This is a genomic window from Flavobacterium sp. Arc2, assembly GCF_041431385.1.
GTDB lineage: Bacteria > Bacteroidota > Bacteroidia > Flavobacteriales > Flavobacteriaceae > Flavobacterium.
Window position 1 is genome coordinate 116,101 of record NZ_JASMRH010000005.1, and the last position, 22,152, is coordinate 138,252.

Genomic DNA, 22,152 nt, shown 5'->3' on the forward strand with positions numbered 1-22,152 from the left:
AGTTATTGCATTAGATCGTGTATGATTGGCTTTAAGCCACTAAAAAAGAATTCAACTGCTATTACCGTAACGATAAGTCCCATAAGTCTCATCATTACATTTATACCTGTTTGTCCTATTACTTTTATAATTTTAGATGAACTCAATAGAATGATGTAAATGGTTAAGACTACAAGCGCGATAGAAACTAGTAGAATCACTATTTTAGACATTGAGTTAGCATCTTATATTAAAACAATAGCGTTTGTTATCGCACCTAGCCCGCAAATCATAGGAATTGCGAGAGGCGTAATGGAAATGTCATTTACATATTTCTTTACTTCATTTTTTTTGATTTTTACAGTATTTAATCTAGCCTGCAGCATGTCCATTCCCATCATGAAAAAAATGACGCCACCCATTATTTTAAAACTGTTTACGGAGATTCCAAAAAACTTGAAAAGCAATTGTCCGGATAGGGCAAAACAAACGATAATGATAAAGGAAACTATGGAAGCTTTTTTTGCTGTGACTCTGCGCTCCTGTTCTGATAAATCAGTGGTCATAGTTAAAAAAATAGGCATCGTACCTAATGGATTGATTAGGGTAAAGAAAGAAGTAAGGCACAAAAGGCTAAAAGTGATAAAATCATCCATTATATAACAGTGCTATTTATAATGTAAAGGACGTTTATATAGTTTTTATTGTCAATAATCGGGACTAAACTCAGTTTTTTATGTTGCTAAAATGAGGTTGTGTAGATTTAATTTCTATTTTTATGGAATATTTCATGCTTTCGCCAAAAAAACTACAAAATGACTTTAGACTTAATAGACAAAAAACTTCTCTTATTATTACAAACAGACAGTAAAAAGACAACAAAAGAATTGTCATTAAAATTGAATCTATCAGTTACTGCAGTTTATGAAAGGATTAAAAAATTAGAGAGAGAAGGTATTATTGATAAATACGTGGTATTGCTTAATAAAGGGAAGGTTGAGAAAGGATTTGTGGTCTTTTGTCACCTAAAACTCATCCAGCATACCAAAGAATTTGTAACCAGATTTGAAAGTGAGGTGGTGCAATTAAAAGAAGTTTTAGAATGTTACCATGTAAGTGGTGATTATGATTATATTCTTAAGATTGTGGTGAAAGACATGGAAGCCTATAGAGAGTTTTTAGTTGCAAAGTTGACTACCCTTCAGCATATTGGCAGTACTCAAAGTACTTTTATGATTAGTGAAGTTAAAAATACAACGGTGGTTGAAGTTTAGTGAATTTTAGTGTCAAGATCGTATCGTTTTCATAATATTAAATGAGTTGTTGTACAAAATCTTAACAAAATATATTTAATATTAAAGTTTAAACAAAACTTAATTCCTTAATTTTGTGGAACATTTTATAATAAAACAACAAAAATAAATATACTATGAATTCATTTGACGTAGTCATTATTGGTTCTGGCCCAGGCGGATATGTATCAGCAATTCGTTGTGCACAACTTGGTTTCAAAACAGCAATTATCGAAAAGTATTCAGTTCTTGGCGGAACTTGCCTTAACGTAGGATGTATTCCTTCAAAAGCATTGTTATCTTCCTCACATCATTATGCTGAATTAGCACATTTTGCTGATCACGGAATTGAAGTTTCTGGTGACGTAAAAATTAACCTAGAGAAAATGATTGCTCGTAAACAAGCAGTTGTTGACCAGACATCTGGCGGAGTGAAATATTTAATGGACAAAAATAAAATCACTGTTCTAGAAGGACTGGGTTCTTTTGTAGATGCTACTCACGTTGCTATCGCAAAAGCGGACGGAACTAGCGAAACAGTGGAAGCTAAAAATATAATTATTGCAACAGGATCTAAACCTTCTAATTTGCCATTTATCAAAATCGATAAAGAAAGAATTATAACTTCTACTGAAGCATTAAAATTAAAAGAAGTACCAAAACATCTTATCATCATTGGTGGTGGTGTGATTGGTATTGAATTAGGTCAAGTATATTTACGTTTAGGAGCTCAAGTTTCTGTCGTGGAATTCATGGACCGAATCATTCCTGGAATGGATGCTTCATTGTCTAAGGAACTGACCAAAGTATTAAAGAAACAAGGAATGAAATTCTACGTTTCACATAAAGTGAAGTCTGTGGAAAGAAACGGTGATATCGTAACTGTTCAGGCAGAAAATGCCAAAGGAGAGACAGTCAATTTAGAAGGAGATTATTCTCTAGTTGCTGTAGGTCGTCGTCCTTACACTGATGGATTAAACGCTGATAAAGCAGGAGTGAAAATTTCAGATAGAGGAATGGTGGAAGTAAATGATCATTTACAAACGAATGTTCCTAATATCTATGCAATAGGTGATGTTGTTCGTGGAGCTATGTTAGCGCACAAAGCGGAAGAAGAAGGAGCTATGGTAGCTGAAATCTTGGCTGGACAAAAACCACACATTGATTACAATTTGATTCCTGGTGTAGTTTATACATGGCCAGAAGTGGCTGCTGTAGGACAAACAGAAGAACAGTTAAAAGCTTCTGGAGTAGATTTCAAATCTGGAACATTTCCTTTCAAAGCATTAGGTCGTGCTAGAGCAAGCGGAGATTTAGATGGATTTGTAAAAATCCTTGCTGATAAAAAAACAGATGAGGTGCTGGGAGTTCATATGATTGGAGCTCGTTGTGCTGATTTAATTGCTGAAGCAGTTGTTGCAATGGAATTTAAAGCTTCAGCTGAAGATATTTCAAGAATGTCACATGCGCATCCTACTTTTGCGGAAGCGATCAAAGAAGCGGCATTAGCAGCTACAGATAATAGAGCATTACACGTATAGTTTATACGATTTTGTACTAATGAACCCGTCAAACTATGTTTGACGGGTTTTTTGTTTAATGATTAAATTTTATAAGCTTTAATTTAAATTATATAAAAGCATAATGGTGTTTACATAATATCTTTAATAAAAACAAATTAGTATGAAAAAGAGACATATAGTGGGTGCTTTAGCACTTGTTGGAGTAGGAGTTTTTCTTAATTCCTGCTCACGTAAAACGATTCCAGAGAAAGCAAAGGCAGTTCAAAATTTCGAGAAAGAAAAATATTTGGGAAAGTGGTATGAAATCGCCAGATTGGATTTTAAATTTGAGAAAGGATTAAACAATACCACAGCTGAATATTCATTAAAGGACAATGGAACGATAAAAGTGGATAATAAAGGTTATGATGTGAAAAATGACAAATGGAAACAAAGCATCGGAAAAGCGAAGTTTGTGGGAGACGAGGATGTAGCTATGCTAAAAGTGTCGTTTTTTGGGCCATTTTACGGAGGTTATAATGTGATTGCTATTGATGAAGAGTATAAATACGCTTTGGTCGCAGGAGAAAGCCTTAAATATTTATGGATTTTGTCACGTGAAAAGTCAATTCCGTTAGAAGTTACCTCAGACTATTTGAAAATAGCAGAAGGTATTGGTTACAAAACATCTGATTTAATATGGGTGCAACATACTAAATAATAATAGGAATTCATCAAATAACAAAACCGACTTTTAGCTAGAGTCGGTTTTTATTTTTTATATAAAAAAATTAGTCAGCTTTAAATAAGCCTTTATAATTTTCCCAATGAGAAAAAATCAGGAATATATTCCCCACAAACACAAAAATAGCGAGCGGAAGATTTTCTGGAGTCAGGAAGTAGTTAATTAATAATATATTTAAGGTTACAGGGAAAATGACAAGATTAGCTAATGTCGTGAACTTTCCTGTTATAAACGATAATCCGCACAATAGCTCAACGCTTTTTGCTAACGGAAATAAATACGTCGAGGCTACTAAGCCAACTTGGAATGCTTTGAATTCTCCTGTTGATGCAGGCTCGGGGCTTAAGTGGAAAAAATAACTGATAGAAGTATATAGAAATAGTAGTCCAAGTAGAGTTCGAATAATGATGGTAGCAATTTTCATAATATCTAGGTTTTATTGGTTAAATATTTAAAATATTCTGATGTGGTACAGCTCATTTATTTTAACCCTATATTCCCCTTTTATTACCGTCTCTATCAGAAAAAAAACAATCGTAATTTTATTAAGTACTTTAATACTAGTGCGTTATTGTAAATTTACGAAAAAAACAACTGATTTTTCTGATAACGCCATATTAAAGGGTTTTTTTTATTGTAATTTTGAATTTTAAAGACAAAATTTTCTTGAGAACATCCATTCATAAGCCCATTTCAGATCCTAAATTGTTTAAAAAACAACTACTTATTTGGTCGCAACAGTTTCGTGAAGTCGTTTTTATGGATAGTAATGATTATCCTCATCAACACTCCAGTTTTGATTGTGTTGTGGCAGTAGATGCTTTTACATCGATAAGAACAGACTATCATAATGCATTTGAGGATTTCAAACAATACCAGCAAACGACAAAAGACTGGTTGTTTGGTTATCTATCTTATGAATTAAAAAATAATGTAGAGGTTTTGCAATCGAATAATTTTGATGGTTTGCATTTTTCTGATTTATTTTTCTTTCAACCAAAGAAAATATTCTTGTTGAAAGGGAATGAGGTCGAAATTCAATATCTAAGCCTATGTGATGATGAATTAGAGGAAGATTTCAATGAGATACATCTGCAAACAACAGACCTGGGACTGCAAACAGCAGCAGTTGAAATTAAACAAAGAATTTCAAAAGAAGAGTATCTCGATAAGGTTTCAAAAATGCTTACCCATATTAAACAGGGGGATTTGTATGAAGCTAATTTTTGTATGGAATTTTATGCTGAAAAAACGATTATAAATCCATTGGATAAATTTCTTAAACTCAACGAAATTTCTCAACCTCCATTTGCCGTTTTCTTTAAAAATAACCGGCAGTTTTTACTTTCGGCATCACCAGAACGGTATTTGAAAAAAGAGGGGGAACTTCTTATTTCACAACCTATAAAAGGAACCTCAAAACGATTTTTAGATCCTATTAAAGACGAAGAATCGAAGAATCTCCTGGCAGCAGATCCAAAAGAGCGGGCCGAAAATATTATGATAACAGATTTAGTGCGCAATGACTTATCGCATACCGCACAAAAAGGATCGGTACAGGTTACTGAGTTATGTGGTGTTTATTCTTTTATGCAAGTACATCAGATGATTTCTACTGTTACTTCCAGATTAGATTATCAATATGGCGCTGTTGATGTTATAAAGAAATCTTTTCCCATGGGAAGTATGACGGGTGCACCTAAGATTTCGGCTATGAAAATTATTGAAGATTTAGAAGAAACAAAAAGAGGATTGTACAGTGGAGCAGTGGGGTATTTTACACCTAGCGGAGATTTCGATTTTAACGTGATCATCAGAAGTATTTTATACAATCAAGAAAATCAATATATGTCCTTTTCAGTAGGTAGCGCCATAACAGCGCTGTCAATTCCAGAAAGTGAGTATGAAGAGTGTTTGCTTAAAGCAAAAGCAATGCGTGAAGTATTGCAATAATTGACATTCATAATTCGATATTGAATTTTAATCTTTATTTTTGAACTATGTTAGATAGACTCAAAAATCATATTGCTCAAAACTTCCCCTTTTTAGAAAATAAAAAACTTCTTTTGGCTACTAGTGGTGGCTTAGACAGTATTGTCATGGCTCATTTATTTAAGCGACTAGACTACGCAGTTGCTTTGGCTCATTGTAATTTTCAATTACGGGGATTAGAAAGTTTCGGAGATCAAAATTTTGTTCAAGATTTTGCTAGTGCTAATAATATTCCAATGTTTTTGACCCAATTTGATACTGAGGCTTTCGCCAAAGATTACAAGCTTTCTACACAAGTTGCAGCTCGTGATTTGCGTTACAATTGGTTTTACGAGCTATTAGAAACTGAAGAGTTTGATTATGTTCTTACTGCTCATCATGCAGATGACAATATAGAAACATTCCTCATCAACCTAAGTAGAGGTACAGGGCTGGAAGGTTTGGTTGGAATACCCGCACAAAACGACAAAATTATACGTCCATTATTGCTTTTTTCTAGGGAAGAAATTGCAAACTATGCCGATGAAAATAACATAGAATGGAGAGAAGACAGCAGCAATGCTTCCGATAAGTATTTACGCAATAAGATCCGTCATGATTTAGTTCCTTTACTAAAAGAGCTAAACCCACAATTCATTTCTTCGTTTCAAAAAACGCAATCTTATTTGCAGGAATCACAAGCCATGGTTGAAGATGCTTCGATTATGGTGTACCAGCAGGTCGCGAAGCAAGAAGAGGACGGTATCTATTTTGATTTAAATCAATTGCGAAAATTACCCAATTATACCTCTTATTTATACCAGTGGTTGCATGAATTTGGATTTTCTGCATGGGATGATATTTATAATTTAGTCGAAAGCCAATCAGGGAAATATGTTTTTTCGGCCGAGTTTCGATTGTTAAAAGATAGAGATTTATTAATCTTGAGTCCAATTGACTTAAGTAATAGTAACGAGGAGTATTTTATCGATGAAGGAACTGAAGACGTTAAGATTCCCTTAAAACTTAGTCTTTGTAAGGTAGATGCCATTTACATTCCTACAAATACGGCTATATTTGTTGATCAAAACAAATTAGAGTTTCCTTTGGTTTTACGCAGGTGGAATGAAGGAGATAATTTTCAACCTTTTGGTATGGACGGTAAATCTAAAAAGGTGAGTAAGCTTTTTAAAGATGAAAAATTATCGTTGTTAGAAAAAGAGAATGTCTGGATCTTATGGTCAGGAACTAAAATTGTTTGGGTCGTTGGTGTGAGGCAAGATGAGCGATTTAAAATTGATAACAAAACACAAAATATATTAAAAATAGAATTAGAATAATGAAGAAAATATTAGTTATCCTTATCACTTTTTTGGCTTTTGCCAATGTAAATGCTCAAATTCTGGATCCGGTAAAATGGACGACAAAAATCGAAAAAACATCAGACAATACCTATTTGTTGACTTTTGATGGAATAATAGAAAAGGACTGGCATATGTATTCCCAGTTTACGCCAGATGGTGGGCCACTGCCATTAGAAGTTCTTTTTAAAAACCAAAAAGGTAATTTTACTCTTGTAGGGAAAGCGAAAGAAAGTAAAACTAAAACGGCTTACAACGATATTTTTGAAGTGAATGAAACTTTTTTTCAAAATAAAGCTCAAATTAAACAACTTATTAAAGTTACGAATGCAAAGACTTCAACTATTGAAGCCGAGTTGAATTATCAGGTTTGTAAAGAAGTATGTATCAATTTAGAAAAGAAATTTACTTTTAGCCTACCTGTTAGCGCAGCTATGGTCGCGGTGCCAAAAGACGCTGCTATTGTTGTAGCTACTACTGAAACTGAAACTATAAAGACAGATTCATTAGCTCCGAGTCTTGGTGAAAGTAACATAGTCGTTGCTACACCTGAGAAAGAAGCGGCTGCAGAACCTAAGTCAGATACACAAAGAGGATTGTGGTCTATCTTTTTTATTGCGTTTTTATCAGGATTTGCTGCCTTGCTGACACCTTGTGTTTTTCCTATGATACCCATGACGGTTAGTTTTTTTACCAAGCAAAGTAAAACAAAAGCAAAAGGGATTAGAAATGCCATTATTTATGGGATTTCAATTATTGTTATTTATGTGCTTCTAGGATTTGTAGTAACCTGGGTTTTTGGTGCTGATGCGTTGAATGCGCTATCAACTAATGTGTGGTTTAATATTATTTTCTTTGTTTTATTAGTTGTTTTCGCAGCTTCATTTTTAGGTGCATTCGAAATTATGTTACCTAATTCTTGGGCAAATAAAGTAGATAGTCAAGCCGATAGAGGAGGGATTATTGGGATTTTATTTATGGCTTTGGCACTTGCAATTGTATCGTTCTCTTGTACGGGTCCGATAGTGGGTACTCTATTAGTGGAAGCCGCTTCCAAAGGGGGAATTGCTCCCATCATTGGAATGTTTGGTTTTTCATTGGCATTAGCCTTACCGTTTATGCTTTTTGCCATGTTCCCAGGATGGTTGCATTCATTACCAAAATCAGGTGGATGGTTGAATACGGTAAAAGTAGTTCTAGGATTTTTAGAATTGGCTTTAGCCTTTAAATTCTTATCGAATGCTGACTTAGTATTGCAATTGCATTTATTGGAACGAGAAGTATTTCTAGCGATTTGGATTGCTATTTTTGGAACACTGGCCTTTTATTTATTCGGAAAAATTACGTTACCACATGATAGTCCGTTGACGCATATTTCCGTAGGGCGATTGATGATGGGATTGTTAGTATTAACTTTTACTATATACTTGATTCCAGGGCTTTGGGGAGCACCTTTAAAAATGATTAGCGCTTTCCCGCCTACATTAGAGTACAGTGAAAGTCCTACGGGATTAGGAGGATCAGGAAGTAGTGCTACGAGTATCATTTTGCCAGAAGGTGCTAAAAGTGGACCTCATGGCATAGTAGTTTTTGATGATTATGAAAAGGGTTTGGCTTATGCCAAAACAGTAAATAAACCCATTATGCTTGATTTTACAGGATATGCCTGTGTAAATTGTAGAAAAATGGAAAACAATGTGTGGTCTGATACTATGATTTTGCCTATTCTAAACAATGAAGTGGTACTTATATCATTATATGTTGATGACAAACGAGATTTGCCTAAAGACGAACAATTTATCTCAAAAACAACTGGATCAGAAATTGAAACAGTAGGGGATAAGTGGACTGATTTTATGATATCAAAATATAAAACTAATACACAGCCTTTATATGTTCTAATGGATTTAGAGGGTAATAGCTTAAATGAAGAAAATCCAACTATTAGTTATGTGAGTATAGACGAGTATGGAACTTGGCTAAAAGCAGGAATTTCTAAATTCAAGAAATAATATCTTTTATATTTATTAAGTAGTCTAAACTCATTTAGCATAATACCGATAACTTGTGCCGGTTTTTTCGGTATAATATGAAAGTAGCACGATTTTCATTGGACTATATTAGAATACATAACCGCTATAAAGTAAAAAATCCCAATCTGAAATTTAGATCGGGATTTTTTTCTGCATTAGGTTTATCTTACTACAAGTCTTTTATAATTACTATTATAAAAATTCTCCGTGTTGAGAGATGTCTAAACCTAACTCTTCTTTGTCTTCACTTACTCTTAGCGGCGTGATTTTATTCACAATAAAGAATAATATATATGAGGATATAAAGGCAAAAGCAGATACTCCTACCAATGCAATTAATTGATGGAAAAATAAAGTTGTCTCACCAAAAATAAGTCCTTGATCTGTTACCGCTGAATTTACTGCTTTTGAAGCAAAAACTCCAGTCAATAACATTCCTGTCATACCACCTACTCCGTGACAAGCAAAAACATCTAAAGCATCGTCAATTTTACCTTTTGGAAATTTACTGACTACAATATTACTAACAATACTACTAAAAATACCAATGAATATTGCATGTGGCATACTTACAAATCCAGCAGCTGGAGTTATAGCTACTAAACCGACTACAGTACCAATACAAGCCCCCATTGCTGATAATTTATGTCCTAGAATTTTATCCCAGAATACCCATGCCATTCCGGCAGCGGCCGCAGCTACAGTTGTTGTCCCTAAAGCCTGTACGGCTAATCCATTAGCACCTAAAGCAGAACCTGCATTGAAACCAAACCATCCAAACCATAATAAACCAGTTCCTAGCAATACATAAGTAATACGTGCCGGGTTTGATTTCTGAGTTTTTCTTTTTCCTAAAAACATTGCACCAGCTAAAGCTGCCCAACCAGCACTCATATGTACAACGGTTCCCCCAGCGAAATCGAGAACTCCCAACTTATATAGAATTCCTTCTGGATGCCAAGTCATATGACATAAGGGAGCATAAATTAATATAATGAACAAAACCATGAACAGTAAATAAGCCCAAAAACGAATTCTTTCAGCAAAGGCTCCAGTGATTAATGCAGGTGTGATTATTGCAAATTTTGCTTGGAATAAAGCGAATAATAGAAATGGTACAGTTGGCGCAGTAACCCAAGCGGTACTTATATTGACGCCTTGGAAAAATAGATAAGGCAAAGGATTACCAATAATACCTCCAATTGAAGGCCCAAAAGATAAACCAAATCCAATTACAACCCAAAGCACTGTTACAATAATCATAGCCATAAAACTTTGTAACATGGTACTGATTACATTTTTTTTACCTACCATTCCACCATAGAAAAATCCTAAACCAGGCGTCATGATTAAAACAAGTGCCGTAGCAACTATCATCCATGCTGTATCCCCAGTGTCGAAAGCTGTTGCTTGTGCAGGAAGAGGATTTGTAGATAGAAGGGAAGTTGAAAATAGAGTAACTACTAAAAGCGAAATCAGCAGTATACTTAAAACGATTTTTCTCATGTTATTTAGAATTAAATTTTGACAAAAGTATAAAATCATTCAATATCCCTTATAATATTGAAGTAATTCTGTTTATTTTTATGTTTTTGGTGTTTTACCCCCTGTTTTTTTAAAGGTATGGTTGATTTGAGTAGTAAATTTTACGATTTACTAATGTATTCGGAAATAAGTGATTCCGAAATTTATCGTTTTGCTCTAAATTAAAAAAAAACAGACAGTTTACTATGGTGTAAAGTGTCTGTTTTTAGAATTTAAGTCTAAGCTATTGTGATACAGCTAGTTTTGGTGGTATTTTTCTTTGTATCTTTTATTTAATACAGATTGATGCGTTTCTAGACTAATCATTCTGCCTTGAATAAAAGCGTGAGATACTTTATTAGTTCTCATGTCTAAGGCATCACCTGCAGACAAGAATAAAGTGGCGTCTTTTCCTATTTCAAGTGTACCACATTGAGCATCTATTCCTAATATTTTTGCAGTATTAGAAGTGATTAATTGTAAAGCTTGCTCTTTGTCTAGACCGTAGGCAGCACAGGTACCTGCTAAGAAGGGTAGGTTTCTAGTATTCATTCTTTCATGAGAACCGCTATTTTCTAGTCCTACAACAACTCCTTTATCTGTTAATAATTTTGCTGCTTTATACGGAAGATCAACATCGTCATCGTCATGTTCTGGCATATCATGAACTCTTTTTAAAAGTACGCCGATATTATTTTCGTGCAATAATTCGGCAGTTTTATAAGCTTCATATCCACCAACAATTACCATTTTTTTAATGCCGTTACTTTTAGCTAATTGAACAGCATCGATAATTTGTTTTTCTTCATTAGCATTAATAAATAAAGTTTGAGAACCATCAAATAATCCTTTTGCGGATTCGAAAATTAAATTTCTCTCTTTCACATTATCGACTTGATATGCTCTCGCATTTGCCAAGAATGTAAGAATTTCATTGATTTGAGGTTTATAATCTTTATTTTCTTCAATATTACCTGGCTCAGACCGTGATCCACCTCTACTATAGCTTGATGGGAAATTTAGGTGAATTCCATCGTTTTCTTTCATAATCGCATCTTCCCAAGTCCACGCATCTAGCTGAACAATAGATGATGTGCCTGATATTCGCCCTCCACGAGGTGTAATTTGAGCAATTAAAACACCATTAGGTCTAACGGTTTCAATAACTTTTGATTCTGCATTGTAGGCTACAATACTTCGTACGTTAGGATTAAATTGCCCAATTTCATTTTCATCGTCAGATGATTTAACGGCATCAATTTCAACTAATCCTAATGTAGAATTTGGAGCTATGAAACCAGGGTAAACTTCTTTACCACTAGCATCAATAGTAATATCGTAGGCGCTTTTGTCTATTCTAATTACTGTAGCATCAGTAATCATAGTGATTTTACCGTCCTTAAAAGCTAAAGCGCTATTTTCTATAACTTGTCCATTACCAATATGCGCTTTCGCATTTAGAATCAATATTGATTTTGATTGTTTTGGAGCAGGAGTTTGTTGTGCATTTGCAAAGATTGATAAACTTAATACCAATACTATTATATATCTTTTTGTATTCATTTGGCTCTAATTTATTAGATAATCGTGATTCTTAATATTCAATTAATTCAAGTTCTAAACTATCACAGTGGTACTCTTTTTTCTCTTTTCTTTTTGGTTCTTGAGTGTTTGCACCTTTGTTTTTCTCTTGCAATAACTGACCGATTAACTCGTTTTTTTCTTTGGCAATAGCTACTCTTTTTTGCTCATCTTTTTGAACATCATAATATACTATACCTTCAATTAAAGTTTTCTCTGCTTTCGCATATATAGATAATGGATTGTTATTCCATAATACTAAATCAGCATCTTTACCCACTTTTATACTTCCTACTTTATCATCAATGTGCAATAGCTTCGCTGGGTTAAGAGTCACAAATTTCCAAGCATCTTCTTCAGAAATATCTCCATATTTTACTGCTTTTGCCGCTTCTTGATTTAATCTTCTTGACATTTCAGCATCATCAGAATTGTAAGCTACCACTAATCCAGCATTGTGCATTATGGGTCCATTATAAGGAATTGCATCATTTACCTCAAATTTATAAGCCCACCAGTCTGAAAAAGTGGAAGCACCCGCTCCATGTTCCTTCATTTTGTCGGCTACCTTGTAACCTTCCAGAATATGAGTGAAGGTATTGACTCTAAAATTAAATTTATCAGCAACGTTCATCAACATTAAAATTTCTGATTGAACATAAGAATGGCAGCTAATAAATCGCTCTTCATTAAGTATTTCAACTAAGGTTTGTAATTCTAAGTCTACTCTTGGAGCATTTCCTTTGCCTTTTTTTGAATTATAGTTTTTCCATGTTAATTCATACTCTTTTGCACGTTGAAAATAATCTGTAAAAACTTGTTCAACTCCCATTCTTGTTTGAGGAAAACGAGTCGGGTTTATATTTCCCCAGTTGGATTGCTTTACATTTTCACCTAGTGCAAATTTGATGAATTTTGGCTGGTTTTTATACAACATTTCATCTGCATCCTGTCCCCATTTCCATTTTACAATCGCAGATTGTCCACCGATAGGATTTGCAGAACCATGTAGTAACTGTGAAGTAGTGACTCCGCCGGCAAGTTCTCTATAAATATTTACGTCTTCAGAATCGACTACATCTTGAATTGATACTTCAGCACTAGAATTGTGCCCTCCTTCATTTACTCCATTAGAAATGGCTATATGAGAATGTTCATCGATAATTCCACTAGTCAAATGCTTTCCTTTTGCATCAACGATGGTTGCCGATGCATCTGAAATATTTTTACCAATAGAGCCGATTTTTCCATTCTTAACTAAAACATCTGTTTCTTCAAGAATACCTTCTTTCTCGTTTGTCCATACCGTTGCATTCTTAAATAGTAAAGTTGCGGCAGTTAATTTCTTAATATTACCGTAAGCTTCATTAGGAAATGTTATAGGCATAATAACATTGTTTTTTTGCAGCTTTAATGAATCCACTTGTTTCACAAATGGGGCTGTTTTATTAGCGGACCATTTTACTTCGTTTCCATCAAATAAAATTGCTTTACCAGAAAGAGATTGAACGTCCTCTACATATCCTATTAATCGTGTGAAAGTTGCTAGAGTAGAATCTGTTGACTTTATCACATTTGAAATCCAGTTATTTGAAATCGAAAGTTTAGAACTTAATTTCTTAGAATCTGCTGAATTAATTTCAGATTTAGGAGAATTGATGTCACCAGTAATTTTCCATTTGTAGTTTTTATCGGCGATAGCCAAATCATATTCTCCTCTAATATCTATAACATTGATATCATTGACAACATATTTTGACCCTTGAACCCAGTTTTCATAGATTTTAGTTTCATCATTAAATATTTCGCCTGAGGTGATAATAAAGTTGGCGTAGTTTCCAGTTTTCAAACTTCCAATTTCATTACTTTTTCCTAATAATGAAGCAGGTACTGTTGTTAATGCTTCTAATGCTTTTGTTTTATCAAAACCAAATTTTATAGCTTTAAGTAGGTTTGTTCTAAAATCCTCTGTTTTTTTTAATTTATCAGTAGTCAGGGCAAAAACGATTCCGTTGTCTGTAAGAACTTTAAGGTTGGTAGGAGCTTGATTCCAAAAGCGTAGATCTTTCAATTCCATTTGATTAGCCTGATTGGGATCAGATACGTCATAAGCTTCAGGGAAATTTATTGGAATAATAAATTGAGCATTAGTTTTTTTAATCTCTTCAACTCTTTCAAATTCATTACCAATTCCCTTCATAATATAATTCAAACCAAACTCCTTAGCTATCTTTGAAGCTCGCAAGCTATTTAGTTTGTCTTCGGTAGCAAATATTTGAATTAGTTTTTCGTTTTCAGCCAAGGCAGTCAATGATAAATCTTTAGTATCAGCATTACCGTTTTTATACCATTTTAAATCGTAATTCACTTGTCTTAATAATGCCATCATTCCCATTAATGAACTAGGATAGGCTTGATTAGAAGTAACACTTCTTGTGAAACCAAAATGATTAGAAATTTTAGCGGCTAATAATCGATTACTTTGATCATTGTTGTTTAAAGCAATTAATGAACCGCTTCCTCTGGCAATACCATCTTGTAGATGCGTGCCCACCACACCAAATCCAGCTTTCAGTAACTCTTCGGCTTTTGGTTGGTCATATTTAAAATTATCGTAAGCATTGACTTCTGAACGGATGTGCTCGTTCCAGTAATAGCCTTCTCGCTTGGTATCGTACGATTGACTTTGTCGATTACCTTCTGTTTTTTTAGGTTTCTCCATTCCAAAACTTGTATACATATCAATAAAAGAAGGGTAAATTGATTTTCCTTCTAAGTTTACTGTAATCGTATTTTTTGGGATGTTTACTGAAGTTCCAGTCGCAATAACTTTCCCATTTTGAATGAGCAAAGTTCCTTTTTCGATTATTTGTGTTGGAGTTACAAAAATCTTGGCATTGGTAAATGCAGTATAATTGTTGTTTTTGTTTCGAACACCTTCGTTAGTGGGAAAGTATTCTTGAGCATTAATTTTTGGTATAAAAATTAATAAAAAGATGAGGGTAACTATTCTTTTCATAAGTTTTTTGTTAATTTCTTCTAAAAGTATTGAATAATTGTCTTTAAATGTTAAAAAACCTAACAATTAACACTTGTTTATTTTATGTAAGGACGAATTTCTACTTATTCCAATAAAAAAGGGAAGACAACTGCTGTTTATCTTCCCTTCGTTATTTTTAAATGGTATACTAACCAATAGTTTTTTCGATGTAATCTGAATTTAAAAGGTATAAGGCTCCCATATATTGTATCTTAAAAGAGATTAGATCACCTATTTTATAATTCTTTTTTGAGTTTGAAATGTCTATTACTAACATATCAGAACTAGCATCTACGATAGTGATATCTGGATCTTCTGCTTCAATATATTGTGGTTGCATATCTAAGAGTCCAATATCCAAAATTGCACGTAAAGAAGTAACTCCTAAATCAGCGTTTTCATCCATTACATAGGTATTACCCACTCCGCTTTCTCCTAATTCGCCTGTTGGTGTATCTGGTTTTTCAGTAATCTCGATAATTTCTGAGTACAGCTTGAATACATCATTATGCATTCCTTTTATAGTTTCGCCAGTGAAAAGGTCTTTACCAAAAAATAATGCTTCTCCAACTCTGAAATGATTCACTGCCAGAGGACGTGCATTTTTCAGCATCAAAGGGATTGCTACAGAAGTTCCACCAGAAACCCATGGTATTATAATGTTAAATTTAGCTTCAATCAATTGTTTGTATAGACTCAGCTGAATTAATTTATCTTGCGTTGGCATTATCCCGCTCAAGCAATTAAGATTGGTACCAATACCTCTAATTTCAATATTAGGTAAGCTTAGAATGCTACCGTAGAATTCAACTAGCTCTTCACCCATTACACCTTCACGCAAGTCGCCCATTTCTATCATAATGATGATTTTATGGTTCTTGTTTTGTTTTTGTGCTTCTTTAGAAAGCATTTTTATGGTGTCGATTTCAGTATTGAAACTAACATCTGCATAACGTACAATATTTTCAATGCTTCGTTTTGCCGGTGGTTTAATATATACGGTTTGTATGGTAGGGTCCAGCGCCTTTATTTTTTTTAAGTTGCTAATTCTAGAATCATGCATTTCTCTTACACCCAATGCAATAATTTCTTTTAAGTAAATTGTATTACCGCAAAGAAGCTTTGTAACAACACCCCATTCTATATGTCTGGATTCAAAAATGTTATTCAAGAAAGTGTAATTTTCCTCTAATTTTTTTCGGTATAGTTTTATAAAGGCCATTATTCTATAATTTTACGTGGAATCGTTTTTGAAATTCTGGTTAATAATTCATAATTCAGTTGATTACTATAATCACTAAAAGAAGCTACAGATACTGAAAGGTCACTTTGGGAGCCAATTAAAACTGCTTCATCGTCTTTCTTCACTGACTCAATATTTGTTACATCGACAGTCATCATATTCATGTTTACAGATCCAACTACAATACAGCGTTGTCCATTGATAAGAACTCTTCCCTGGTTACTTAAAGAACGACTATAACCATGAGAATAGCCAATGGGAATTACTGCAACTTTCATATTCCTTTCTGCAAGGAAGCTAGTTCCATATCCTATTAATTCTCCAATTTTTACCTTTTTTACACTCATTATTTTACTTTTCCAAGTAATAACTCTTTGAAGAGGATCAATTTTATTCTTTTTTGTACTCAAATAATTGACAAATACTTCAGGGCTTGGCCATAATCCGTACTGGATGATTCCTATTCGTACCATATCCATTCTGGTTTCGGGAAACATAATTGATGCCGCTGAACAAGCTGAATGTTTAATTTCTGGCTTTAAGTCAATCTTACAAAGATATTGATAAATATCATCAAATCGTTTAATTTGCTTATCGACCCTATAATAGTTTGCAATACTTTCGGCACCCGCATAATGTGTACAAAGTCCCTTAAAAAGAATATGTTCTTTTTCTTTTCTTAGAAAAGCAATTACTGCATTGAGTTCGTTTTTTTCAAAACCGGTACGGTGCATTCCTGTCTCTACCTCAATATGTACAATTGCTTTTTTATTGAGTTTTTTTGCTGTTTTAGCTGCTTTTGTCAATCTGGCTTTATCAAAAACAAAAAACTCTACGTTATTATCGACCACCCATTCCATGTCTTCGTCTTGAACGAGTCCCATCACCATAACAGTGGCTTTATTCTCTAACTCTTCTTTTACGGTTTTCGCTTCCTGAACATCAAAAACAGAAAAATGAGTTATTCCATTAGCATAGGCCATCGTAACAATTTCCTTAACTCCATGTCCATAAGCGTTTCCTTTTACAACACATGAAATTTGTACTTTTTTTCCAAAAGTAGTTCGAAGAAAAGAAAGATTCTTTTGATAAGCGCTGGTATTAAGTTCAATTGTTGAATTAGTATGCATTTGTGATCTGTTTGCTTATGTGGTGGAAAATAGATACTCCTGTTGTAATAATATCGTCAGGGAAATCGTAGTCTGGGTTGTGTAAGGCTGGCGTGTTTGTTCCTGATCCCAGTCCGAACATTGCTCCTTTAAAGTGCTGAGTAAACAAGCCGAAATCTTCCCCCCATGTAAAAGGGGTAGGTTTGTCCACTAGTTCAAATTTATTTTCTTTGGCCACTTCCTTGATGAAGTTAACGGCTGTTTTATCATTCTCGTTGGCCTGGAAACTTTGTGTCCATTGTATGCTGCATTTCAATCGATATTCATCTGCGACAGCCTGGGCAATATTTTCTAAAGTAGCTTCTATCTTTCTCATCTGAGAATTACTGTCGCTTCTTACCGTAAAATGGACTTCTCCGGCTCCTGCAGAAACGCCATAGGCTTTTTTACCCATTTTAGTATAAATAGGAGTGATCAGACAATAATTTTCTTTTGAAATATCAGCCTGAATAAAAGTATTGAATTGAGTAATAATCGATGCTATCGCTAAGGCAGGATTGATTCCTTTTTCAGGTTCGCCGGCATGAGCGGTTACCCCGTCCAGTTTTATGATCATGCTATTCACGGCACAAGTAAAAGTGTCGTTTTTAACAACAATCTGATTTTTTGGATATCCAGGTAAATTGTGCAAGGCAAAAACATAATCTGGTTTAAATCTTTCAAATTTTGTATCTAAAAACACTTTTTGCGCACCGCTACCATCTTCTTCCGCAGGTTGAAATAACAGAATAACTCTACCTGTCTCCGGTTTATGTTGATGTAATTGGGTTGCTAAACCACATAAAATAGCCATATGACCGTCATGGCCACATTTATGAGAAACTCCATCACTCAGCGAACGATGTTCAAACGTATTGATTTCTTCAATGGGTAAGGCATCTAACTCACATCTAAATAATACTGTTTTTCCTGGTTTTTCACCGTTGTAAATGGCGATAACTCCAGTTGTTCCAATATTTGTTATGATTTCATCTGGAGGATAATTTTCCAGAAAAGAAGTGATTCTTTTTGCAGTTTCCACTTCTTTTCCAGAAACTTCCGGGTATTTATGCAGTTCCTTTCGCAGTAGAACAAGTCGTTCTAAGCATGGGTTTAAATTCTCCATTTTCGACTATTTGATAAGACGCATTTCTAGGTATTTATTAGTAAAACCTAATTTTTCATATAGTCCTTTAGCAGGATTGTTTGGCTCTACGTGAAGTGCTATGTTTCCTTCAGCAATTGAGATTGCTTTTTGCATTAATTTCTTTCCAAATCCTTTACCTCGTTGGCTATTGTCAACAGCAATATACACTAAAATATTCTCTGGGATAAAATCTTTCATGCCTGTATTGGTTAGAATAACGACACCAACAATCTTATCATCGTCTAAACCTACGACTATATTTCCTCCTTTGTCAGGATTCATAACGTAAGCGATGCATTTTAGAATGTCTTCCACTTTATCTCCGTATTCTTCTAAGTGAGTAAAAAGAAACTGAGCAATGATTTGATTTGTATATGTTTTGTCTTCTCCTGAAGTACTATTAATTATTTTGAATTCCATTTTGTTTTTCTTTTTTGTTATGATGATAAATTGATATTGTAACGAACAATAATAGAGAAATACTGATTCCGTAAATATTTGCGTCTAAATGTTCGGGTAATTTTATACCTAAAGGTAACTTATTTTCGGTAATTATAAGTAAAATTGTCGTTGCTCCTCCAAAAAGCATACTCCAAAAAGCAGCTATTGGGTGGCTTTTTTTCCAAAATAAAGCACCTAAGACGGGGATGAATAATCCAGAAACCATAAAGGCGTAGGAGTACAGCATCAATTCCAATACGTTTTGCATTTGGGAAGCCAATAAGATTGCAAAAACACCAACTAGTAGTGTTACGATCTGTGAAAGCTGAAGTTCCTTTTTATGAGTTAACTCTTTTTTTGAAAATTTAGAAATAATATCAGTAACGATATTTCCAGAGGCAGCCATTAAACAGCTGTCAGCAGTGGAAAGTATAGCCGAAAAATAAGAGGAAAGCATTAGTCCCATTAATCCAATCGGTAAAATGGTAGCCAGTAATATAGGTAATCCCATTTCGCTGTCCATTGAGGCCGCATCTGTAATTCCGTCAAACATTCCTTTGGTTGCAGCTACCTTGGCTAACATTCCAAGAATAACTCCCATGAAAGCCATTATGGGCCATTCGAAAACTCCAGCAATTATCCAGGCTTTTTTTGCTTCTTTTTCCCCTTTACTAGCATAAATTCTTTGGTATAGCGTCATTCCAACAAACCAAATAGGAATAATGGTGACAGACCAATTTAGTAACTGGTACCAGGTTACATTGGTCAGTGATAAATATTTAGGATCTAAAGTTGCTTTGATGGCATCGTAACCTCCAACTGCATTGTAGGCAACTGGTATTCCTATAAAAACTAATCCACCTATAAGGATTAGCCATTGAATCGTATCGGTGTAAATCACTGCTTTTAATCCTCCTATGGAAGTATAAGCCACTGCAATAACTCCCATAACAATTAAGGCAGTCTGAATGTTCAAACCGTCAATTGTTGCCGATGCTAATTTGGCTCCAGCCAAAACCTGAGAACTAGTAAATCCGATGTACCCGATGGCAGAAATAATTCCGGCTAAAAGAGCGACTTTTCCATTGTAGAAATGACCAAAGATTTGTGGGAAAGTGAAAAATTTATATTTGTGCCCCAGCTGGCTTACTTTCGGAATCAGAAAAACGGCACTTAACCAAGCACCAAGCAGTCCTGTAAATAACATCCAGGATCCTGATATTCCCATTGTAAAACCAAGTCCTCCCAAACCAATTGAGAATCCACCCCCTACATCAGTAGCTACTACGGACAAACCGATATGCCAACTACTCATGTTTCTTCCACTAACATAAAAATCCTCGGCAGTTTTATTTTTATTAAAAAAGTAGAGACCAACACCTAACATAGCCAGCATGTAAACGACAAAGATTATATAATCTATAATGTGCATTTCTTGTTATTTCAGATTATTAAGTAGCCTGTAAATGGAATTTTTCCAAAAGGCAAAAGATGCAGCAAACTGCAATAAAGGTATGTTTTTTCTAGTTGATTTCAGGAATATGAAATCGTAGATTTGGTCGTAAGAATTATTGATAATAATTCGTTTTTAACCCTGAAAAAGCAAATAATTAGCGGCAAATATAAGAAAATATATCCAAAAATCGATAGAAAAGCCATTAACTGCTGTGGAAAGTCTTTTGTGAATTTTATTTCCAGCAGTTTAAATTCAGAATTCAGAAGAATATTCAGGGCTGTAAATGATAAAGATTTATAGCCCTAAGTGTAGTTTTTAACTCCCTTTTTCACTAAAGTTATTTTTGTATTATCTTGATTATCGATCAAAGGCAAATAAGTCTGAATCTGTAGGATTTCCTAAATAAAGGTCTTTAATCATTTCGGCAGCGATAACGCTAAAAGTGATTCCGTTACCTCCATAACCAAGAGCAAAATACATATTGGGATGATCTTTGTGCTCCCCGATAAATGGCAGTCCATCTTTAGTCTCTCCAAAAGTACCACACCAATAGAAATCAATTTCGATCTTACTGTCGGGAAAGAATTTTTTAAATCTTTTTAAAATAGCTTCGTTTTTTTTCTCCATGAGTTTGTCTCTCCTTTCAGGATCCTGAAAAGGCTCGTCAAAACCACCTACCATTATTCTATTATCTTCAGTAGTTCTAATATAAATATACGGTCTGGCAGTTTCCCAAATTAGACATTTCTCTTCCCATAAATCTTCTGGCTTTAGAGGTTTGCTTACCAGAACATAGGTTGAGTTCAGTTGCATCACTTTCTGATTTAATAGTTTTTCAGATTCAAACCCCGGAGCAGCGACTATTTTTTTTGCCTTTATAGTGTTTTTCTTTGCTGTATGGGCAAGAATGTAATCCTTTTTATTTTCGATTTTGACCACATCGGTATGGCTGTAAACTACTAGGCCAGAATTCCTTTTATGGTAATCTAGAATCTCATTGCACAGCTTAAAGGTGTCTATCTGTGCCGAACAGTCATTATAAAGCGCTGCTTTTTTGTCAATATTGAATTTACTTTTGAGTTGTTTTTGGTTTAATAAAGTAACGGGTAATTTATGCTTTTTTCTAATTTCATATTCTTTTTCCAAATCTTTCAAACCAGCAGCATTTGAAGCTAAATATAAACTGGATCTCCAATTAAAGTCACCATCAATTTTTAGCTTTTTTATGATTTTTTCTAAAGTGTAGATGGATTCTAGGCATTTTCTGTAGGCTTTGACCGCATTTTCTTCACCTACTTTTTCAATTAAATCAAAGAGAAAAGTATCAATTTCGTATTGTAACTGGGCCGTGCTGGCAGTAGTACTTCCTGTTGAAGACATTCTTTTATCTACAATGACACATTTCACACCCGCTTCGCATAAAAAATGTGCGTTGAGTGCTCCAGTAATTCCAGAACCAACAATTAGTACTTCAGTTTCAATATCATTGTCTAAAGTCAAATAGTCTTTACTAAGCCCGTTTTTTATGAGCCAAAATGGTAATCCTGATTTTAAGTCCATGATGTCGTTTGATTATAATTAGCAATTATAAAATTAACTAAAAGTTGAAAGTTCGTATTTTAAAATAAATTTTAATTGTTACAAAATTGACAGTAGAGAGCGATTTTAAAGCGATTAATTATTTAGAAG

Annotated in this window: 16 protein-coding genes and 1 pseudogene; 6 read left to right on the forward strand and 11 right to left on the reverse strand. The window is 34.2% G+C overall.

Translation table 11 applies throughout. The annotated features are described in order from the left end of the window. Window positions 1-2: 2 nt before the first annotated feature. Window positions 3-635, reverse strand: a pseudogene (locus tag QO182_RS04750) (MarC family protein). Between the two features lie 159 nt (window positions 636-794). On the opposite strand from QO182_RS04750, the gene QO182_RS04755 reads away from it, so the two are divergent. The 3 genes from QO182_RS04755 (at window position 795) to QO182_RS04765 (ending at window position 3,494) form a co-directional block, all read left to right on the forward strand. Continuing rightward, on the forward strand, window positions 795-1,253 hold the full coding sequence (locus tag QO182_RS04755; protein ID WP_371536377.1) for an Lrp/AsnC family transcriptional regulator: 459 nt from the start codon (window positions 795-797) through the stop codon (window positions 1,251-1,253). A gap of 155 nt (window positions 1,254-1,408) precedes the next feature. Beyond that, on the forward strand, window positions 1,409-2,812 hold the full coding sequence (lpdA, locus tag QO182_RS04760; RefSeq protein ID WP_371536379.1) for a dihydrolipoyl dehydrogenase: 1,404 nt from the start codon (window positions 1,409-1,411) through the stop codon (window positions 2,810-2,812). Window positions 2,813-2,954: 142 nt separating this feature from the next. After that, complete coding sequence (locus QO182_RS04765) at window positions 2,955-3,494, forward strand: lipocalin family protein (protein WP_371536382.1); 540 nt, start codon at window positions 2,955-2,957, stop codon at window positions 3,492-3,494. A 70-nt stretch (window positions 3,495-3,564) separates the two neighbouring features. Here QO182_RS04765 and QO182_RS04770 read toward each other — a convergent pair whose 3' ends face one another. Next, complete coding sequence (locus tag QO182_RS04770; protein WP_371536384.1) at window positions 3,565-3,942, reverse strand: DoxX family membrane protein; 378 nt, start codon at window positions 3,940-3,942, stop codon at window positions 3,565-3,567. Between the two features lie 242 nt (window positions 3,943-4,184). Between QO182_RS04770 and QO182_RS04775 the strand changes: the two genes are divergently transcribed. The 3 genes from QO182_RS04775 to QO182_RS04785 are packed head-to-tail and all read left to right on the forward strand — an operon-like array spanning window position 4,185 to window position 8,862. After that, window positions 4,185-5,471 (forward strand): anthranilate synthase component I family protein, encoded by a 1,287-nt coding sequence (locus QO182_RS04775; protein WP_371560197.1) that lies wholly within the window; start codon window positions 4,185-4,187, stop codon window positions 5,469-5,471. A gap of 47 nt (window positions 5,472-5,518) precedes the next feature. Continuing rightward, complete coding sequence (gene tilS / locus QO182_RS04780; RefSeq protein WP_371560199.1) at window positions 5,519-6,829, forward strand: tRNA lysidine(34) synthetase TilS; 1,311 nt, start codon at window positions 5,519-5,521, stop codon at window positions 6,827-6,829. Further along, window positions 6,829-8,862, forward strand: coding sequence for a cytochrome c biogenesis protein CcdA (locus QO182_RS04785; protein WP_371560201.1), 2,034 nt, complete (start codon window positions 6,829-6,831; stop codon window positions 8,860-8,862). The genes tilS and QO182_RS04785 overlap by 1 nt, the downstream gene beginning before the upstream one ends. A gap of 213 nt (window positions 8,863-9,075) precedes the next feature. Here QO182_RS04785 and QO182_RS04790 read toward each other — a convergent pair whose 3' ends face one another. The 9 genes from QO182_RS04790 to QO182_RS04830 all read right to left on the reverse strand — a co-directional run bounded on the left by QO182_RS04790 (window position 9,076) and on the right by QO182_RS04830 (window position 22,023). Beyond that, the gene (locus QO182_RS04790; RefSeq protein ID WP_371536391.1) at window positions 9,076-10,389 is read right to left on the reverse strand and encodes an ammonium transporter; all 1,314 of its coding nucleotides are present in this window, start codon (window positions 10,387-10,389) and stop codon (window positions 9,076-9,078) included. 276 nt (window positions 10,390-10,665) lie between these two features. Then, window positions 10,666-11,970, reverse strand: a complete 1,305-nt coding sequence (locus QO182_RS04795) for an amidohydrolase family protein (protein ID WP_371560203.1) — start codon at window positions 11,968-11,970, stop codon at window positions 10,666-10,668. 31 nt (window positions 11,971-12,001) lie between these two features. After that, a complete protein-coding gene (locus tag QO182_RS04800; RefSeq protein WP_371560206.1) occupies window positions 12,002-15,007 on the reverse strand; it encodes an amidohydrolase family protein in 3,006 nt (1,001 codons plus the stop codon). A gap of 169 nt (window positions 15,008-15,176) precedes the next feature. Then, entirely contained in the window at window positions 15,177-16,250 is a 1,074-nt protein-coding gene (locus tag QO182_RS04805) for an alanine/ornithine racemase family PLP-dependent enzyme (protein ID WP_371560208.1), read from the reverse strand. Beyond that, window positions 16,250-17,401 (reverse strand): alanine racemase, encoded by a 1,152-nt coding sequence (alr, locus tag QO182_RS04810; RefSeq protein ID WP_371560210.1) that lies wholly within the window; start codon window positions 17,399-17,401, stop codon window positions 16,250-16,252. The genes QO182_RS04805 and alr overlap by 1 nt, the downstream gene beginning before the upstream one ends. Continuing rightward, complete coding sequence (locus QO182_RS04815) at window positions 17,391-18,545, reverse strand: amidohydrolase (protein WP_371560212.1); 1,155 nt, start codon at window positions 18,543-18,545, stop codon at window positions 17,391-17,393. The genes alr and QO182_RS04815 overlap by 11 nt, the downstream gene beginning before the upstream one ends. 6 nt (window positions 18,546-18,551) lie before the next feature. Continuing rightward, window positions 18,552-18,986 carry a GNAT family N-acetyltransferase gene (locus QO182_RS04820; protein WP_371536410.1) on the reverse strand — a complete coding sequence of 145 codons (435 nt, stop codon included), beginning with the start codon at window positions 18,984-18,986 and terminating at the stop codon, window positions 18,552-18,554. Further along, window positions 18,967-20,439: a sodium:solute symporter gene (locus tag QO182_RS04825; protein WP_371536412.1), complete on the reverse strand. Its 1,473-nt coding sequence runs from the start codon at window positions 20,437-20,439 to the stop codon at window positions 18,967-18,969. Before QO182_RS04825 ends, QO182_RS04820 begins: the two co-directional genes overlap by 20 nt. Before the next feature lie 381 nt (window positions 20,440-20,820). Next, window positions 20,821-22,023: an NAD(P)/FAD-dependent oxidoreductase gene (locus QO182_RS04830; protein ID WP_371560214.1), complete on the reverse strand. Its 1,203-nt coding sequence runs from the start codon at window positions 22,021-22,023 to the stop codon at window positions 20,821-20,823. Window positions 22,024-22,152 lie beyond the last annotated feature (129 nt).

Bases quoted from the DNA above. Each gene is read 5' to 3' on its own strand.
- QO182_RS04820 (WP_371536410.1), bottom strand. From the start codon at position 18,986: ATGGAATTCAAAATAATTAATAGTACTTCAGGAGAAGACAAAACATAT.
- QO182_RS04785 (WP_371560201.1), top strand. From the start codon at position 6,829: ATGAAGAAAATATTAGTTATCCTTATCACTTTTTTGGCTTTTGCCAAT.
- QO182_RS04755 (WP_371536377.1), top strand. From the start codon at position 795: ATGACTTTAGACTTAATAGACAAAAAACTTCTCTTATTATTACAAACA.
- QO182_RS04815 (WP_371560212.1), bottom strand. From the start codon at position 18,545: ATGGAGAATTTAAACCCATGCTTAGAACGACTTGTTCTACTGCGAAAG.
- alr (WP_371560210.1), bottom strand. From the start codon at position 17,401: ATGCATACTAATTCAACAATTGAACTTAATACCAGCGCTTATCAAAAG.
- tilS (WP_371560199.1), top strand. From the start codon at position 5,519: ATGTTAGATAGACTCAAAAATCATATTGCTCAAAACTTCCCCTTTTTA.
- QO182_RS04800 (WP_371560206.1), bottom strand. From the start codon at position 15,007: ATGAAAAGAATAGTTACCCTCATCTTTTTATTAATTTTTATACCAAAA.
- lpdA (WP_371536379.1), top strand. From the start codon at position 1,409: ATGAATTCATTTGACGTAGTCATTATTGGTTCTGGCCCAGGCGGATAT.
- QO182_RS04795 (WP_371560203.1), bottom strand. From the start codon at position 11,970: ATGAATACAAAAAGATATATAATAGTATTGGTATTAAGTTTATCAATC.
- QO182_RS04830 (WP_371560214.1), bottom strand. From the start codon at position 22,023: ATGGACTTAAAATCAGGATTACCATTTTGGCTCATAAAAAACGGGCTT.
- QO182_RS04790 (WP_371536391.1), bottom strand. From the start codon at position 10,389: ATGAGAAAAATCGTTTTAAGTATACTGCTGATTTCGCTTTTAGTAGTT.
- QO182_RS04765 (WP_371536382.1), top strand. From the start codon at position 2,955: ATGAAAAAGAGACATATAGTGGGTGCTTTAGCACTTGTTGGAGTAGGA.
- QO182_RS04825 (WP_371536412.1), bottom strand. From the start codon at position 20,439: ATGCACATTATAGATTATATAATCTTTGTCGTTTACATGCTGGCTATG.
- QO182_RS04805 (WP_371560208.1), bottom strand. From the start codon at position 16,250: ATGGCCTTTATAAAACTATACCGAAAAAAATTAGAGGAAAATTACACT.
- QO182_RS04770 (WP_371536384.1), bottom strand. From the start codon at position 3,942: ATGAAAATTGCTACCATCATTATTCGAACTCTACTTGGACTACTATTT.